Below are 15,853 nucleotides of genomic sequence, written 5' to 3' on the forward strand. Positions count from 1 at the left end.
GGTCGTCAGTCGTCTGCCTGGGCCAGCAAGGCCTGGGCAAACGCGTCAGAGGCAATCAGGTCCAGGGTCTGGCGCAGCTGGGCCGCGGCTTCACGGCCGAAGGCGAGGTCAAAGCGCTCGGCCATTTTGTTCGAAATGCGCTTGGCGGCCGCATGGGTTTGCACGCCTTGCTCGGTCAGCAGCACGCGCCGCGTGCGGCGGTCGAGTTCGTCCACGCGCAACTCCACCAGCCCATCGCGTACCAGCGGCTTGAGTGTGTGGCCGAGTGCCGAGAGGTCCATCACCAGGGTTTGCGCCAGCTCGCCCATCTTCGGCGTGCCGGCCTTGGCGATATGGTTGAGCACCGCGTACTGGGTGGCTTTCAACCCGCAGGGCGCGTAGGCCTCGTCATAGATCTGGCCCAGGCGCCGCGAGGTGCGGCGCACGGCACCGTTTACGCAGGCGCTGGGGTTGTCTGTGCAAGGCTTGGCGGATTTCAAGGGCGGATACTCTCTGATACAAAACTCGACGCTGGCGATTATGCCTGCCAGACCTCTCAGGACAAGGCCTTTCAGACCGGAGATGCCCTTTAGATGAATACTGAGACAGCTTGAAACAAATTAGTTGCGTACGCCACTAAATTCGATATTGTGGCGTATGCCTCTTTGTGACCTGGATGTCGCTGCAAACTCCCCAGGATCCACATGGGGCGAGGCGGGAAAACGGCATGGCAACGCCTGCTGGCTCATCCAACCCCCTGTCCGGATCACCTTCTATGCTGAGCCTCGTGCGCATCGCATTGCGGCGCCCCTATACCTTCCTGGTATTGGCTATTTTCATCCTGATCATCGGCCCGCTCGCGGCCTGGCGCACGCCCACGGATATCTTCCCGGAGATCCGCATCCCGGTGATCGCGGTGATCTGGCAGTACACCGGCCTGCCGCCCGACCAGATGGCGGGGCGCATCACCTCGCCGTTCGAGCGGGTGCTGACCACCACCGTGAACGACATCCGCCATATCGAGGCGCAGTCGATGAACGGCTACGGGATCGTCAAGATCTTCTTCCAGCCGGGCGTCAACATCAGCACCGCCAACGCCCAGGTGACGTCGGTGTCCCAGGCGATCCTGCGCCAACTGCCGCCGAGTACCGTACCGCCGCTGGTGCTCAACTACAGCGCTTCTACCGTGCCCATCGTGCAACTGGCACTGTCGGGCCCCGGCCTGAGCGAGCAGCGCCTCGGGGATATCGGCCTCAACCAGGTGCGCCTGATGCTCACCAGCGTGCCCGGTGCAGCCTTGCCATACCCGTTCGGCGGCAAGAGTCGCCAGGTGCAGATCGACCTCGATTCGGCGCGCATGCAAGCCCGTGGCCTGTCGGCGCAGGATGTCGCCACGGCCCTGGCCACGCAGAACCTGATCACCCCGGTGGGCACGCAGAAGATCGGCAGCTACGAGTTCAACTTGCAACTGAATAACGCCCCTTCGGATTTCCATGACCTGGAAAACCTGCCGATCAAGACCGCCGACGGCACCACGGTGTTGATCCGCGACGTGGCCACCGTGCGCGACGGCAACCCGCCGCAAACCAACATCGTGCACGTCAACGGCAACCGCTCGGTGCTGCTGCCGGTGCTCAAGACCGGTTCGGCGTCGACCCTGGGCGTGGTCGCCGGGATCAAGGAAAAACTCGCCGACAACAAGGCCGCCTTGCCGCCCAACCTGAATATCGACCTGATCGGCGACCAGTCGCTCTTCGTGCGCTCGGCCATCAGCGGCGTGGCGCGTGAAGGCCTGATCGCGGCGGCGTTGACCAGCCTGATGATCCTGCTGTTTCTCGGCAGCTGGCGCTCGACGGTGATCATCGCCACCTCGATTCCGCTGGCGATCCTGGCCTCGATCGCCACGCTCTCGGCCCTCGGCGAAACCCTGAATATCATGACCCTGGGTGGCCTGGCGCTGGCGGTGGGGATCCTGGTGGACGACGCCACGGTGACCATCGAGAACATCAACTGGCACCTGGAGCAGGGCAAGCCGGTGGAGACCGCGATTCTCGACGGCGCCGCGCAGATCGTCACCCCGGCGTTCGTGTCGCTGTTGTGTATCTGCATCGTGTTCGTGCCGATGTTCTTCCTCGACGGCGTGGCGCGCTTCCTGTTTGTGCCGATGGCCGAAGCGGTGATCTTCGCCATGATTGCCTCGTTCATCCTGTCGCGAACCCTGGTGCCGACCCTCGCCAACTACCTGCTCAAGCCGCATGTGCATGGCGAAGCCGGGCCTGCGCCGTCGCGCAATCCGCTAGTGAATTTCCAGCGCGGTTTCGAACGGCGTTTCGAAGCGTTTCGCGAGCGTTACCACGGTGTCCTCGACACCGCCTTGCACCATCGCCGCACGGTGGTGATCGGCCTGCTGGCGTTTGTCGCGGTGTCGTTCGCGCTGGTGCCGTTCCTTGGGCGCAACTTCTTCCCCGAGGTCGATTCCGGGCTGATCCTGCTGCATGTGCGGGCGCCGGTCGGCACGCGGGTGGAAAGCAATGCGCGCCTGATCGCCGATATCGAAAACGCGATCCGGCGCAAGATTCCCGCCACCGAACTCAAGGCCCTGGTCGACAATATCGGCCTGTCCATCAGCGGCATCAACGTGGTGTACAACAACACCGGCACCGTGGGTTCCCAGGACAGCGATATCCAGATCAGCCTCAACGAAGACCACCGCCCGACCGCCGAATACATGCGCGAACTGCGCGAAACCCTGCCACGGGAATTCCCCAGCGCGGTGTTCTCGTTCCCGGCCTCGGACATCGTCGGGCAGATCCTCAACTTCGGCTCGTCGGCGCCTATCGACCTGCAGATCACCGGCAATAATCTCGCGGGCAACTTCACCTATGCGAGTGCCTTGCTGCGCGATATTCGCCGGGTGCCGGGCGTGGTGGATGCGCGCATCCAGCAGTCGCGGCAATTGCCGACCTTCAATATCGACGTCGACCGCACCCGCGCGCAGTTGGTCGGGCTGACCGAGCGCGACTTGACCAACAGCCTGGTGGTCAACCTCGCCGGTTCCAGCCAGGTGGCGCCGACATTCTGGTTGAACCCGGCCAACGGGATTTCCTATCCGATCGTCATGCAGACCCCGCAATACAGCCTCGACACCCTGGCGGCGCTGCACAACCTGCCGTTGAGCGGCAGCGCCGGGGCGGCCACCGACCAGACCCTTGGCGGCCTGGCGAACATCCAGCGCAGCCACGGCAACTCGGTGTTCACCCAGTCGGATATCCAGCCGGTGGTCGAGGTGCTCACGGCGATCCAGGACCGTGACCTGGGGGGCGTCGCGGCGGATATCCAGAAGATCATTGCAGCCCACGCCGGTGAAGTGCCGACCGGCTCCAAAGTGATCCTGCAGGGCCAGGTGCAGACCATGAACGCGGCGTTCAGCGGCTTGCTGTTCGGGCTGCTCGGCGCGGTGGTGCTGATCTACCTGCTGATCGTGGTCAACTTCCAGTCCTGGGCCGATCCGTTTGTGATCATCACCGCGTTGCCGGCGGCGCTGGCGGGCATCGTGTGGATGCTGTTCGTGACGCACACGCCGCTGTCGGTGCCGGCGCTGACGGGGGCGATCATGTGCATGGGCGTGGCCACTGCCAACGCCATCCTGGTGGTGAGCTTCTGCCGTGAACGCCTGGCGGTGCACGGCGATGCGGTACAGGCCGCCTTGGAGGCCGGCTTCACCCGTCTGCGCCCGGTGCTGATGACCGCCATCTCGATGATCATCGGCATGGCGCCGATGGCCCTGGGCCTGGGCGAGGGCGGCGAGCAGAACGCGCCGCTGGGCCGTGCGGTGATCGGTGGCCTGGCGTTTGCCACCGTCGCCACGTTGATTCTGGTTCCGCTGATTTTCAGTCTGGTCCACGGGCGTCGCCAGCACGCCCGGGTTGCGACCACCGTTACCCAAGGGGTTTGACATGTCCGTTGCTCTTTCCAAACCAAAGTCTTCCCGTGGCCTGCTGTGGCTGATCGTGGGCGGGGTGGTCGTGGTGCTTATCGTTGTGGTCGGCATCGGCGTGCGCGCCAGTGAGTCGCGGGATCTCAAGACCTGGACCGACGCCCAGGCCTTGCCCAGCGTGACCCTGATCAAACCGGTGGTCATCGCCCAGGGCCCGGTGCTCAATCTGCCGGGGCGCATGGAGGCGTATTCGCGCGCGTCGATCTTTGCGCGGGTCAATGGCTACCTGAAATCCTGGAACGTCGACATCGGCACTCGCGTCAAGGCCGGGCAGGTGCTCGCTGAAATCGACACCCCCGAACTCGACCAGCAGTTGCTGCAGGCCCGCGCCACGCTGGCGTCGACCCAGGCCGATGCGAACCTGGCCCAGACCACCGCCAAGCGCTGGCAGGCCATGCTGTCGACCGATTCGGTGTCGCGCCAGGACGTCGATGAGCGCACCGGTGACCTGACCGCCAAGCAGGCCAAGGTGGCGGCGGCCAAGGCGAACGTCGACCAATTGGTCGCGACCAAGGGCTTCCAGCGCCTGGTGGCACCCTTTGCCGGGGTGGTCACCGCCCGCAGCACGGATGTCGGCGCGTTGATCAGCGCCGGCGGCACGGCCGGCAAGGAGCTGTTCGCGGTGGCCGATGTCAGCCGCCTGCGCGTCTACGTGCAAGTGCCGCAGACCTTCTCACCGCAGATCCGCGAAGGCACCACTGCGCGCTTGAGCGTGCCGGAATACCGTGGCGAAACCTTCACCGGCAAGGTGATCGCCACCGCCGATGCGGTGAACGCGGCGTCCGGCAGCACCCTCGTGCAGCTGCTGGTCGACAACCCCGGTGGACGGCTCTTGCCCGGCGGCTACACCAGCGTGCAGTTCGACCTGCCGGTGCAGGCCGACGTGGTGCGCGTGCCGTCCAGCGCGTTGGTTTTCGATGACAAGGGCATGCGCGTCGCGACCCTGGATGCGCAGGACCACGTGCGTTTCAAGACCGTGAGCATCGCCCGCGACTTTGGCGACAGCGTGGAAATCGCCAGTGGCCTGCAGGCCGCCGACCGCGTGATCGACACGCCGCCGGATGGCCTTGCCGATGATGATGCGGTGCAATTGGCCGCCGCGCCTGTCGAGATCAAACCCCATGGCTAAGCCTACGTTGCTGGCCCTGGCCGCCTGCCTGGGCCTGGGCGCCTGTTCCCTCGCACCACCACTCAAGGTGCCGCCCACGCCGGTGGCGGCGCAGTTCCGCACCCAAGGGCCATGGACCGTCGCCAGCCCCGACGACCAGGCCAACCGTGACGGTTGGTGGCGCCTCTACAACGACCCGCAGCTGGAGACGATGGAGCAACAGTTGCTGCGTAATAACCCGGATCTCAGCGCGGCGCTGGCGCACTATCAGCAAGCCCAGGGCTATGTGGCCCAGGCGCGCTCGGGGCTGTTCCCGACGGTGTCGGCGATTGGCAACGGCCAGCGCATTCGCCAGTCGGACACCAAGCCGCTGCGCTCGGCAACCTCGCCGGATATCTACAACTCCGCGACCCTGGGCCTGGAGGTCGACTATGAAGTCGACTTGTGGGGCCGCGTGCGCGACACCGTCGCCGCGGGCACCAGTGATTCTGAAGCGGCCAAGGCCGACCTCGCCTCGGTGCGCCTGAGCCTGCAGGCGCAACTGGCCGACAGTTACCTGCGCCTGCGCGGCATCGACTGGCAGAACCAACTGCTGGCGCAGAGCCGCGACGCCTACGCCAAGGCCTTGAGCCTGACCGAAGGCCTGCACGGCGGCGGCATCGTCTCCGGGCTGGATGTGGCGCGGGCGCGCACGCAGCTGTCGACGGTCAAGTCGCAGTTGAGCCAGAGCCAGGTGCAACGCGCGCTGCTCGAGCATTCGATCGCGGCGATGCTCGGCGAGTCGGCGTCGACCTATAGCGTGGCGGTGAATGTCGCGCCGATAGCCTTGCCGACGGTGCCGACCGGCGTGCCGTCCAGCCTGTTGCAACGGCGCCCGGATATCGCCGCTGCCGAGCGCCGGATCGCGGCCGCCAATGCGCGTATCGGCGTGGCCAAGGCCGCGTGGTTTCCGCAGATCACCCTGAGTGCGCAGGGCGGTTATCAAAGTGACGAGTTTGCCCGCCTGCTGAGTGCGCCGAACCTATTCTGGGCGATTGGCCCGTCGCTGGTGGGCACGCTGTTCGACGGCGGCGCGCGCCAGGCGCAGGTGGACATTGCCAAGGCTGCCACCGATGAAGCGGCGGCCAAATACCGCGGCGTGGTGTTGGCGGCGTTCGAGCAGGTCGAAGACAACCTGTCGCAGCTCGCCGGCCTGGGCGCGGCCCTGGAGGATCAACGTGATGCTGCCGCTGCGGCGCAATACGCCGAGGACCTGTCTACCTCGCGTTACCGCCAGGGCGCGGTGGCCTATCTGGACGTGGTGACCGCCCAGGTGGCGGCGCTGGACGCCAAGCGCAGCGTATTGCAACTGCAAACCCAGCAATTGAGCGCTAATGTGGGCCTGATCAAGGCCCTGGGCGGCGGATGGAACGTGGCCCAACTGGCGACATCGAACAGTACTGAAACCAAGGAGAAGTAAGCATGACCGACTACGTACCCCCGAAGGTCTGGACCTGGGACACCGAAAGTGGCGGCACCTTCGCCAGTATCAACCGGCCCATCGCCGGCGCGACGCACGAAAAGGTCTTGCCGGTGGGCAAGCACCCGCTGCAGCTGTACTCCCTGGCCACACCCAACGGGCAGAAGGTCACCATCCTGCTGGAAGAACTGCTGGCCCTGGGGCACACCGGCGCGGAATACGACGCCTGGCTGATCAAGATCGGCGACGGCGACCAGTTCGGCAGCGGCTTTGTCGCGGTTAACCCGAACTCGAAGATTCCGGCCTTGATGGATCACAGCGGTGCGCAGCCGATCCGCGTGTTCGAGTCCGGCGCGATCCTGCAGTACCTGGCGGAGAAGTTCGGGGAATTCTTCCCGACAGAGCCCGCCGCGCGTGCCGAGTGCCTGTCGTGGCTGTTCTGGCAGATGGGCAGCGCGCCGTACCTGGGCGGTGGTTTCGGGCATTTCTATGCCTATGCGCCGAGCAAGATGGAGTACGCGATCAACCGCTTTGCCATGGAAACCAAGCGGCAGCTGGATGTGCTGGACCAGCGCCTGGCGGTGAGCGAGTACATTGCCGGGGATGAATACACCATCGCCGACATTGCAATCTGGCCCTGGTATGGCGGGTTGGTTAAAGGCCGCTTGTATGGGGAGTCGGCGGAGTTCTTGTCGGTGCACGAGTACAAGCACGTGCTGCGCTGGGCCGAGGCGATCGAAGCGCGACCTGCCGTGCAGCGCGGGCGGCGGGTGAACCGAGTTTCAGGGGCGCCGGAAGAGCAGCTGGCAGAGCGGCACGATGCGAGTGATCTGGACTGACAGTCGGTGAACGTGTGGCCGGCCTCAATCCTGTGCCTGGCTCAGGTTCCACAGTTTGTGGAGAGGCTGGCCTGATTTCTGTGTCTAGCTCAGCTCCCACAGTTTTTGGAGGGACTGGACTGATTCCTGTGCCTGGCGCAGTTCCACTGTGGGAGCGGGCTTGCTCGCGAAGGCGGTGGGTCAGTCAACCATGATGTAGCTGACCCACCGCCTTCGCAGGCAAGCCAGCTCCCACACTGATTTGTGGCTGGACTGAATTCTGTGGCTGGCTCAGTTCCCACAGTTTGTGGAAGGGCTGACCTGATTCCTGTGCCTGGCTCAGCTCCCACAGTGTGTGGAGAGGCTGGCCTGATTCCTGTGTCTGGCACAGTTCCACTGTGGGAGCGGGCTTGCTCGCGAATGCGGTGGGTCAGCCAACCATGATGTAGCTGATCCACCGCCTTCGCAGGCAAGCCAGCTCCCACACTGATTTGTGGCTGGACTGAATTCTGTGCCTGGCTCAGTTCCCACAGTTTGTGGAGGGCTGGCCTAATTCCTTTGCCTCACACAGTTCTACTGTGGGAGCGGGCTTGCTCGCGAATGCGGTGGGTCAGTCAACCATGATGTAGCTGATCCACCGCCTTCGCAGGCAAGCCAGCTCCCACACTGATTTGTGGCTGGACTGAATTCTGTGGCTGGCTCAGTTCCCACAGTTTTTGGAGGGGCTGACCTGATTCCTGTGCCTGGCTCACCTCCCACAGTTTGTGGAGGGCTGGCCTAATTCCTTTGCCTCACACAGTTCCACTGTGGGAGCGGGCTTGCCCGCGAAGGCGGGGGGGCAGTCAACCATGATGCAGCTGACCCACCGCTTTCGCAGGCAAGCCAGCTCCCACACTGATTTGTGGCTGGACTGAGTTCTGTGCCTGGCTCACCTCCCACAGTTTTTGGAGGGGCTGGCCTAATTCCTGTGCCCGGCCGCCTCCGCATGTGGATCTTCATGTACCCGCCTATTTGTAGCGCTGTTCGAACACCGCCACCTGCTCGGGCTTGATCAATTCGAACGGCACCCACACTTCCGATTCAATCGGTTCACCCTTGATCATCCGGATCGCCGATTGCACCGCTTGGGTGGCCTGGGCCTTGGGGTCCTGGAACACCGAGGCAGTGAGCAACCCGCGCTTGATCGCGGCCAAGCCATCGGGCAGGCCGTCGATGCCGACGATCGCGATCTCGCCCTTGGCCTTGCCCGCCTGCTGCAATGCCATGGCGGCGCCGATCGCCATTTCATCGTTGTTCGCCACGATCGCGTCGAACGGCGTGCCCGCCAGCAGCCAGTTGCTGGTCAGGTCCATGCCTTTGCTGCGTTGCCATTCGGCGCTCTGCTGCTCGACGATGTTGATACCGGGAAAGTCCTTGAGTACCTGCTTGACGCCTTCGGTGCGGTCATGGGTAGCGTTCTGCGCGAGGTCGCCCATGATGATCGCCACATTGCCCTTGCCGCCGAGTTTTTCCGCCAGGTAGCGCATCTGCAGTTGCCCGGCCTCGATATCGTTGGAGGCCACGGTGACCACGCCCTTGGGCAGCGTACGTTCGTCCGGGTGACGGTTGACGTACACCAGCGGGATTTTGCTGGCGACGGCGGCGCGGGTCATGTTGGCGGTGGCCGAGGTGTCGACCGGCAGCACGATCACCGCATCGACTTTCTGGTTGAGGAAGCCTTCGACCTGGTTGAGTTGGCGCACTACATCACCCTGGGCGTCCTCGAACTGGATCTGCACGTCCTGTTGTTTGGCGGCGGCTTCAAGGCCGGTGCGCACGTAGGTCATGAAGTTGTCGTCGACCCGCGCGATGCTCACGCCGATGCGGTACGCGGCGAAGCTCCATTGGCTGAACAGCAATAGAAACGCGGCAACGATCAATGAATAGCGATGCATGAGAATGTTCCTTTTATTGTTATAGGGTGAACGCTTGACGGAACCGCTCCAGGGCCAGCTCGCTGTCGCCGCTGGCCCAGCCTTCGAGGCCGACCACGCCGGTGTAACCCATGGCGTGCAAGGCCCTGGCGATGGCCGGGTAGTGGATCTCGCCGGTGCCCGGCTCCTGGCGCCCGGGCACGTCGGCTACCTGGATTTCACCGATGGCGCTGCCGGCACGCTGGATCAGTTCGATCAGGTTGCCTTCGCCGATCTGCGCGTGGTACAGGTCCAGGTTCATCTTCAAGTGCGGGCTGCCCACGGCTTCGATCAGCGCCAGGGTCTCGTCGGCGCGGGCGAACGGCACACCGGGGTGGTCGACCTCGGTGTTGAGGTTTTCCAGCAGGAACACACGACCGGCGTCTTCGCCCAGGCGTGCGATTTTTTCCAGGGTCTTGCACGCGCTCAGCCACATGCGCCCGGTGGTCTGGGTGACGGGCCGCACCGGCAGGCCGCCTTCACCCAGTCCGGTACCGTGCAGGTTGAGGCTCGGGCAGTTCAGCTGCGCGGCCACGCCCAGGGACTCGCGTGCGCTGTCGAGCAATGACCGGATGCCGTCGGGGTCGGTGAGGGTGCCGCTGATATAGCCGGTCATGGAGGTGAAGTCAGCGCCGGTGGCCGCCAGTGCGGCGATATCCTTGTCGGTCCAGCTCCAGATTTCGGCGCTGAAACCCAGTGCATGAATGCGCTGTACGCGCTCGACAAACGGCAGGTCGAGAAACACCATCTCCGCGCTGATCGCCAGTTTGAACGGGATCATCGGCGGGCTCCCTGCACGGCCACGGCCTTGCCGGTTTCGAATGACTCGATGCAGGCGCGGGCAATTGCCAGGGCTGCGCGCGCGTCTTCGCCGCTGGCCAGGGGCTGGGCGCCGGTGCGCAGGCAGTCGACAAAATGGTTGAGCTCGGCGATGTAGGCGTCGCGCAACAGGTCAGTGTCCATGCGCTGCGTGTCGGCCTGGATGCCCTCGGCGAGGTAGCGCACCAGGTCCGACTCGTTGAGGCTGCCCATGCTCAGCATGCCTGCGCTGCCGAACACTTCGCCGCGCACGTCGTAGCCATACACCGCCTGGAAGTTGGCTTCGGCGGTGGCAATCGCACCGTTGTCAAAGCGGATCGCAACCACGGCGGTGTCGAGGAACCCTTTGCTTTTGTATTCCGGGGCGATCAGCGCATCGGCCATCACATACACCTGCAGCGCTTCGGCGCCGGGGTTGAGGTAGCGCAGGGTGTCGAAGTCGTGGATCAGGGTTTCCAGGAAGATCACCCACTGTGGCGAGTTGGCCGGGTTGTTCAGCGCCGGGTCGCGGGTCAATGAGCGCAACAGCTGCGGCGTGCCGATACGCCCGGCCGCCACGTCGAGGTGCGCGGTGCGAAAGCTCTTGGCGAATCGTCGGTTGAACCCGACTTGTAGCGGCACCCGCGCATCGGCAGCGGCGGCGATGGCGCGGTCGGCTTCATCGAGGGTGATGGCCATGGGTTTTTCACAGAAGATGCCCTTGCCGGCGCGCGCGGCGCGGATCACCAGTTCGGCATGGCTGCGGGCCGGGGCGGCGATGAGCACGCCATCGATGTCCGGGTCGTCGAGCAACTGCTGCGGGTCGGTGTAGACCTTCTCCACGCCCAGTTCCGCCGCCAGCCGTGCGGCTTGGCCTGGGGTCGGGTCGGCAATGGCGGCCAGGCAGGCGCCGGGGATATGCCGGGCGGCGGTAAGGCCGTGAAAGCTGCCCATGCGACCGGCACCGATCAAACCCAGGCGGATGTTCTGTGTACTCATGAAGTGACCCCTTTTTTATTGTTGGCCCCAGGACGGTCCTGGCAGGCATAGGGGCAGGAGCAAAGCCTGTGCCAATTCACAAGTTATTGATGTGTAAGGATTAATTAATCTAAATAAACAAAATGTGTTCATTTCAATGACATGTCTATACTGACATGTCAAAAATCTACACATGGATAATCCGATGAGCATGGCGTTCAGCGTGCAAGACCTCGACTACCTCACGGCCCTGGGGCCGGCGGCGCTCAACGACGGCCCGGTGGCCGCGCTGGAGCACGCGTGGCAGGCTTGCCGGAGTGGCCAGGTCCAACGCCCGGTGGCGGTCCGCCAGGTGATTTGGGATTCATGGCGGCGCAGCGTCGAGGCCGGGATCGACCCGGCAGACAACGCCTACCGCTTTGCCAGCGCCGATACGCTTGCCGCCACCCTGGCCAGCCATCGCGTGCTGATCGCCGCAGCAGCGCAAGTCATGCATGGGCTGCTGGCCTACAACCCGCGCGGCCATATCAACCTCACCGATGCCGATGGCATCACCCTGTATTTCTGTGGGCTGGATATCACCCCCGTTGGCAGTCGCCTGCTCGAGTCGGTCCAGGGCACCAACTGCACCGGCCTGGCGCTGGCCGAGGACCATCTGGTGTACGTGCTGGCCGAGGAAAACTTCGCCAGCGGCCTGCGCCAGCGCCGTATGCACTGCGCCGCGGCGCCGATCAAAAACGCCCAGGGCCAGACGCTGGCCATGCTGACCCTGACCGCCGAACCCGGCTGGTTTCACTTTCATACCCTGGGCACGGTGCAGGCGGCGGCCGAGGCGGTGTCGCGGCAAATGGCCCTGCAAGGGTTGTTGGAAGAACAGCAAACGGTGCTCGAAGTGCTCAACGAAGGCTTGGTGGTGCTGGATGAGCGCGGCTGCATCAAGGCCCTCAACCGTTATGCCCGGCAGTTGTTCGGCGTGGGGCTGGAACTGCTCGGCCAGCCGTTCCAGCGCCTGGGCCGCAGTGAATTGAGCGCCGCGCTGGGTGAGGCGGTTCGCGATCTCGACTGCACCTTTCACCTGCACAATCGCAGCCAGCTCGCGTGCCTGGTCTCGGTGTGCCCGCTGGAGCAGGGCGGGGTAATCGTGTCCCTGCGTGAAAACCGGCGCATCCGCGAGATCACCCGGCGCATCGTCGGCACCCAGGCGAGCTACACCTTCGACACCATCCAGGGCACCTCGCGGGCCATCCAGGACGCGCTGCACCTGGGGCGCATCGCCAGTCGCAGTGAGTCCACCACGCTGATCCTCGGCGAAAGCGGCACCGGCAAGGAGCTGTTCGCCCAGGCCATCCACAATGCCAGCGACCGCGCCAATGGCCCGTTTGTGGCGGTCAATTGCGGCGCGATCCCACGGGACCTGGTGCAAAGCGAACTGTTTGGCCACGTCGAAGGGGCCTTCACCGGCTCGGCCCGTGGCGGCTCGGCGGGCAAGTTCGAATTGGCGGATGGCGGCACTATTTTTCTCGACGAAATCGGCGACATGTCCTTCGACGCCCAGGTCAGCCTGTTGCGAGTGTTGCAGGAGGGTGAAATCACCCGCGTCGGTGCAAAGAACTCGCGGCAGGTGGACGTGCGCATCATTGCCGCCACCCACCGCAACCTCAGCCAGGCGGTGGCCGAGGGTGCATTCCGTGAAGACCTCTACTACCGCCTCAACGTGCTGAACCTGACCGTGCCGCCCCTGCGCATGCGCCGTGAAGATATCCCGTTGCTGGCGCGGCACTTTCTTGCGCGCTGTGCGCGTTCGCTGCGTAAAACGGTGCAGGGCTTTTCCCCCGAAGCGCTGGAAATGCTCTCGGCCTACGCCTGGCCGGGCAATGTGCGTGAGCTGGAAAACAGCGTGGAGCGCGCCACCAACCTGGCGACGGGCGAACTGATCCAGGCGGCCGATCTACCCCTGGAAACCAGACCGCGCGCCACCCTGCGCCACTACGAACCCCAGCCCGCCCAGGACCTGAGCAGCCACGAAATGCACGCCATCGTCGCCGCACTCACCACCACCCGCGGCAACATCCGCCTGGCCGCGCGGCAACTGAACGTGTCGCGGGGTGGGCTGTACAACAAGATGAGCCGGTTTGGCCTGAGTGCCGCAGATTTTCGCAGCCCCCTGTAGCCGGCGCCTTCACAGTAGGGTGGGCAGGTAAGGATCGATGGCGCGGTCTTTGGCTGAACTGCGGGGCAGCGCACCCTAAGATGCTCCGGACACAGAGCCACCCTAAACGCAGACGGGCCACCGATTCCAGCAGCGGCGAGGATTGTCCCAGATGGCCTTGCTGGCCCTTTACAAGCCATGAAAAAACGCTACCTACTGATCGTTCCCGCGCTCTGCGTGGGAATGCCTCCACGGACGCTCCGCGTCCCCCAAGCACCAGCCCTCAAGCCCCCATGTTCTCCGACGTCACGATCTGCGGCGCTATATGCACCCGATGCCGCAGCGGATCAAACCCTTCGCCACTTTGCAATTGCACCAGCAACTGCACCAGTGCGTGCGCCGTCTGCCGGGGCTGTGAGTCCATCACCACATCGATCAGGCCCTGGCTCAGTGCCTGGCGGGACAGCGCGGTGGACTCCTGCAGGATGCTGCACAGCGTCGGGCGCTTGGGCAGTTGCGCCAGGGCGTTGATCACGCCGTCGCCGCCACCGCCGACCACGCACAGGCCGCGCAGGTCGGTGTGGCGGGTGAGCAGGTCGAGGGTGGCTTCTTCGGTGATGTCGCAGTTGTCGAGGTTGATCAGCGGCTCAAGTGGCTTGAGGCCCGGCGCGTGTTCGGCGAGGTAGCTGTGCAGGCCTTCGACCCGCGCCTGGTGACCGAGGAAACGGTGGCCACCCAACAGGATCCCGACGCTGCCTTTGCGTGCGCCGCAGGTGCGGGCGAGCAGCCAACCCATGGTGCGTCCGACCACGTGATTGTCCTGGCCGACATAGGGCTCGACGCCGTGTTCATGGATATCCGAAAGCAACGCGACCACCGGCACGCCGGCCGCGCGGATTTGCGCCAGGCAGGCGTTGATCAGCGGATGGGCAAAGCTGACCACCGCGAGCGCATCGCATTGCACGGCAAGTTGCTCGATCTGCGCGACGATGGCGCTGGGTGTGCGGTCGTTGATGTAGTCGAACTGACAGGTCAGGTTGGCCGTGGCGTGGTGCTGCGCGGCGTCGCTGATCGAGTGTGCGAGGTTGGCGTAGAACGCCTGGGCGGTGCCCAGCAGCAGGATGCCGAAGCGGTAGGTGGGACGGCGTTCGCGAATGCGTTGGCCGATCAGTCGCGCGGCAAAATAGCCCACGGCTTCGGCGGCCTGGAACACCTGTTCGGCGGTGTCCGGATTGACCGGCGCGCGGGCATTCAGGACCCGGTCGACGGTGGCCACACTGAGGCCCGCCTGGGCGGCCACGGTGGCGATGGTCGGGCGTTTATTGTTGTTCATGACAGGCCCATTGAGCGTCTTGATAGAAAACTATCAAGCCCCGCTGGGCCTGGATGATAGCTTGATAGGGAATGGATTCAAGGCCTTGAGGGTGATTTACCCAGGCTCTATGGTTTCTTTCGCAAGGCACCTGAACACCCACGCTTGCGGAGAACAATAACAATGCCTGGACACACCGCTCATCCCACCCGTCGTGACTACAGCCTGACCGGCCCTGAGGCTGCCCGCGCGGCGGAAAAAGGCCTGGTCTCGGCCAGTTGGTACCAATCGCCGATTTCGCGTAAACGCATGAAAGAATTGATGCAGCGCCGCGACGGCCCGGCCTTGCTCGACACCGCTCTCTGGATCTCGGCGCTGCTGGTCACCGGCTTTGGCGGCTACTGGTTCTGGGGCTCATGGGCCTGCGTACCGTTCTTCATGGCCTACGGCGTGCTCTACGGCACGGCGTCCAACCCGCGCTGGCATGAAACCGGCCACGGCACCGCGTTCAAGACCCGCTGGATGAACGACGCGCTGTACCAGGTGGCGAGCTTCATGTGCATCTTCGAACCCCATGTGTGGCGCTGGAGCCATGCCCGGCATCACACCGACACCATCGTTGTCGGCCGCGACCCGGAGATCGTCGAGCCGCGCCCGCCCAGCCTGTGGATGATGTTTCTCAGCCTGTTCAACCTGCCGCTGGCCTGGAAAACCTTCAGTGGCGTGGCCCGCCATGCCATCGGCCAGATGAGTGCGCAGGAGCAGGACTTCATCCCCGAATCCGAGTGGCCCAAGGTGTTTCGCGCCGCGCGTATCTGGGTCGGCATTTATGCGCTGGTCATCGGCACTGCGCTGTACCTGCACAGCTGGCTGCCGCTGATGCTGGTGGGCCTGCCGAGCCTCTATGGGGCCTGGCTTGGCTACCTGTTCGGCCTCACCCAGCACGTGGGCCTGGCCGAAGATGTGCTGGACCACCGCAGCAACTGCCGCACCATCTACATGAACCGGGTGCTGCGCTTTATCTACATGGACATGAACTACCACCTCGAGCACCACATGTACCCAATGGTGCCGTACCACGCCCTGGCGCAGCTGCATGAAGAGATTCGCGGCGACTGCCCGCCGCCGTACGCGAATATCCTCGAGGCGTACAAAGAGATCCTGCCGACGATCTGGAAGCAGCGCAGCGATCCCACGTACTTCGTGCAACGCCCGATTGGCCAGCGCACCCAGCCCGCCGCCACGACCGCCGTGCATGCAGAAGCCACTGCAGGCTGAGCCCCTTTAAAAAACAAGAGATAAT

General features: G+C 64.3%; 11 protein-coding genes. 6 read left to right on the forward strand and 5 right to left on the reverse strand.

The window, feature by feature from the left end; all coding sequences use genetic code 11:
- Nucleotides 1-5: 5 nt before the first annotated feature.
- Complete coding sequence (locus BBG20_RS18700) at nt 6-479, reverse strand: MarR family winged helix-turn-helix transcriptional regulator (RefSeq protein ID WP_207200648.1); 474 nt, start codon at nt 477-479, stop codon at nt 6-8.
- A 275-nt stretch (nt 480-754) separates the two neighbouring features.
- Here BBG20_RS18700 and BBG20_RS18705 point away from each other — a divergent pair, with 275 nt between their 5' ends.
- The 4 genes from BBG20_RS18705 to yghU are packed head-to-tail and all read left to right on the forward strand — an operon-like array spanning nt 755 to nt 7,382.
- Nucleotides 755-3,934 (forward strand): efflux RND transporter permease subunit, encoded by a 3,180-nt coding sequence (locus BBG20_RS18705; protein WP_065905822.1) that lies wholly within the window; start codon nt 755-757, stop codon nt 3,932-3,934.
- Between the two features lies 1 nt (nt 3,935).
- The gene (locus tag BBG20_RS18710) at nt 3,936-5,105 is read left to right on the forward strand and encodes an efflux RND transporter periplasmic adaptor subunit (RefSeq protein ID WP_065905824.1); all 1,170 of its coding nucleotides are present in this window, start codon (nt 3,936-3,938) and stop codon (nt 5,103-5,105) included.
- On the forward strand, nt 5,098-6,543 hold the full coding sequence (locus tag BBG20_RS18715) for an efflux transporter outer membrane subunit (RefSeq protein ID WP_083221434.1): 1,446 nt from the start codon (nt 5,098-5,100) through the stop codon (nt 6,541-6,543). Before BBG20_RS18710 ends, BBG20_RS18715 begins: the two co-directional genes overlap by 8 nt.
- 2 nt (nt 6,544-6,545) lie before the next feature.
- A complete protein-coding gene (gene yghU, locus BBG20_RS18720) occupies nt 6,546-7,382 on the forward strand; it encodes a glutathione-dependent disulfide-bond oxidoreductase (RefSeq protein ID WP_065905826.1) in 837 nt (278 codons plus the stop codon).
- 986 nt (nt 7,383-8,368) lie between these two features.
- Here the strand turns inward: yghU and BBG20_RS18725 are convergent.
- Genes BBG20_RS18725 through BBG20_RS18735 form a run of 3 tightly spaced genes read right to left on the reverse strand, consistent with a single transcriptional unit; the run spans nt 8,369 to nt 11,110 of the window.
- Nucleotides 8,369-9,295: a sugar ABC transporter substrate-binding protein gene (locus BBG20_RS18725; protein ID WP_065905828.1), complete on the reverse strand. Its 927-nt coding sequence runs from the start codon at nt 9,293-9,295 to the stop codon at nt 8,369-8,371.
- Between the two features lie 19 nt (nt 9,296-9,314).
- Nucleotides 9,315-10,094, reverse strand: a complete 780-nt coding sequence (locus tag BBG20_RS18730) for a TIM barrel protein (protein WP_065905829.1) — start codon at nt 10,092-10,094, stop codon at nt 9,315-9,317.
- Nucleotides 10,091-11,110: a Gfo/Idh/MocA family oxidoreductase gene (locus BBG20_RS18735; RefSeq protein ID WP_065905830.1), complete on the reverse strand. Its 1,020-nt coding sequence runs from the start codon at nt 11,108-11,110 to the stop codon at nt 10,091-10,093. The genes BBG20_RS18730 and BBG20_RS18735 overlap by 4 nt, the downstream gene beginning before the upstream one ends.
- 184 nt (nt 11,111-11,294) lie before the next feature.
- On the opposite strand from BBG20_RS18735, the gene BBG20_RS18740 reads away from it, so the two are divergent.
- A complete protein-coding gene (locus BBG20_RS18740; protein WP_065905832.1) occupies nt 11,295-13,259 on the forward strand; it encodes a sigma-54 interaction domain-containing protein in 1,965 nt (654 codons plus the stop codon).
- Nucleotides 13,260-13,521: 262 nt separating this feature from the next.
- On the opposite strand, the gene BBG20_RS18745 is transcribed toward BBG20_RS18740, so the two are convergent.
- Nucleotides 13,522-14,571, reverse strand: coding sequence for a LacI family DNA-binding transcriptional regulator (locus BBG20_RS18745; protein WP_065905835.1), 1,050 nt, complete (start codon nt 14,569-14,571; stop codon nt 13,522-13,524).
- A gap of 162 nt (nt 14,572-14,733) precedes the next feature.
- On the opposite strand from BBG20_RS18745, the gene BBG20_RS18750 reads away from it, so the two are divergent.
- A complete protein-coding gene (locus BBG20_RS18750; RefSeq protein WP_065905837.1) occupies nt 14,734-15,828 on the forward strand; it encodes a fatty acid desaturase family protein in 1,095 nt (364 codons plus the stop codon).
- Nucleotides 15,829-15,853: the final 25 nt, after the last annotated feature.

The organism is Pseudomonas aylmerensis, assembly GCF_001702265.1.
Taxonomy (GTDB): Bacteria; Pseudomonadota; Gammaproteobacteria; order Pseudomonadales; family Pseudomonadaceae; genus Aquipseudomonas; species Aquipseudomonas aylmerensis.

Excerpts from the sequence above, each read along its gene's own strand:
- BBG20_RS18705 (WP_065905822.1), top strand. The coding sequence starts at position 755 with ATGCTGAGCCTCGTGCGCATCGCATTGCGGCGCCCCTATACCTTCCTG.
- BBG20_RS18710 (WP_065905824.1), top strand. The coding sequence starts at position 3,936 with ATGTCCGTTGCTCTTTCCAAACCAAAGTCTTCCCGTGGCCTGCTGTGG.
- BBG20_RS18715 (WP_083221434.1), top strand. The coding sequence starts at position 5,098 with ATGGCTAAGCCTACGTTGCTGGCCCTGGCCGCCTGCCTGGGCCTGGGC.
- yghU (WP_065905826.1), top strand. The coding sequence starts at position 6,546 with ATGACCGACTACGTACCCCCGAAGGTCTGGACCTGGGACACCGAAAGT.
- BBG20_RS18725 (WP_065905828.1), bottom strand. The coding sequence starts at position 9,295 with ATGCATCGCTATTCATTGATCGTTGCCGCGTTTCTATTGCTGTTCAGC.
- BBG20_RS18730 (WP_065905829.1), bottom strand. The coding sequence starts at position 10,094 with ATGATCCCGTTCAAACTGGCGATCAGCGCGGAGATGGTGTTTCTCGAC.
- BBG20_RS18735 (WP_065905830.1), bottom strand. The coding sequence starts at position 11,110 with ATGAGTACACAGAACATCCGCCTGGGTTTGATCGGTGCCGGTCGCATG.
- BBG20_RS18740 (WP_065905832.1), top strand. The coding sequence starts at position 11,295 with ATGAGCATGGCGTTCAGCGTGCAAGACCTCGACTACCTCACGGCCCTG.
- BBG20_RS18745 (WP_065905835.1), bottom strand. The coding sequence starts at position 14,571 with ATGAACAACAATAAACGCCCGACCATCGCCACCGTGGCCGCCCAGGCG.
- BBG20_RS18750 (WP_065905837.1), top strand. The coding sequence starts at position 14,734 with ATGCCTGGACACACCGCTCATCCCACCCGTCGTGACTACAGCCTGACC.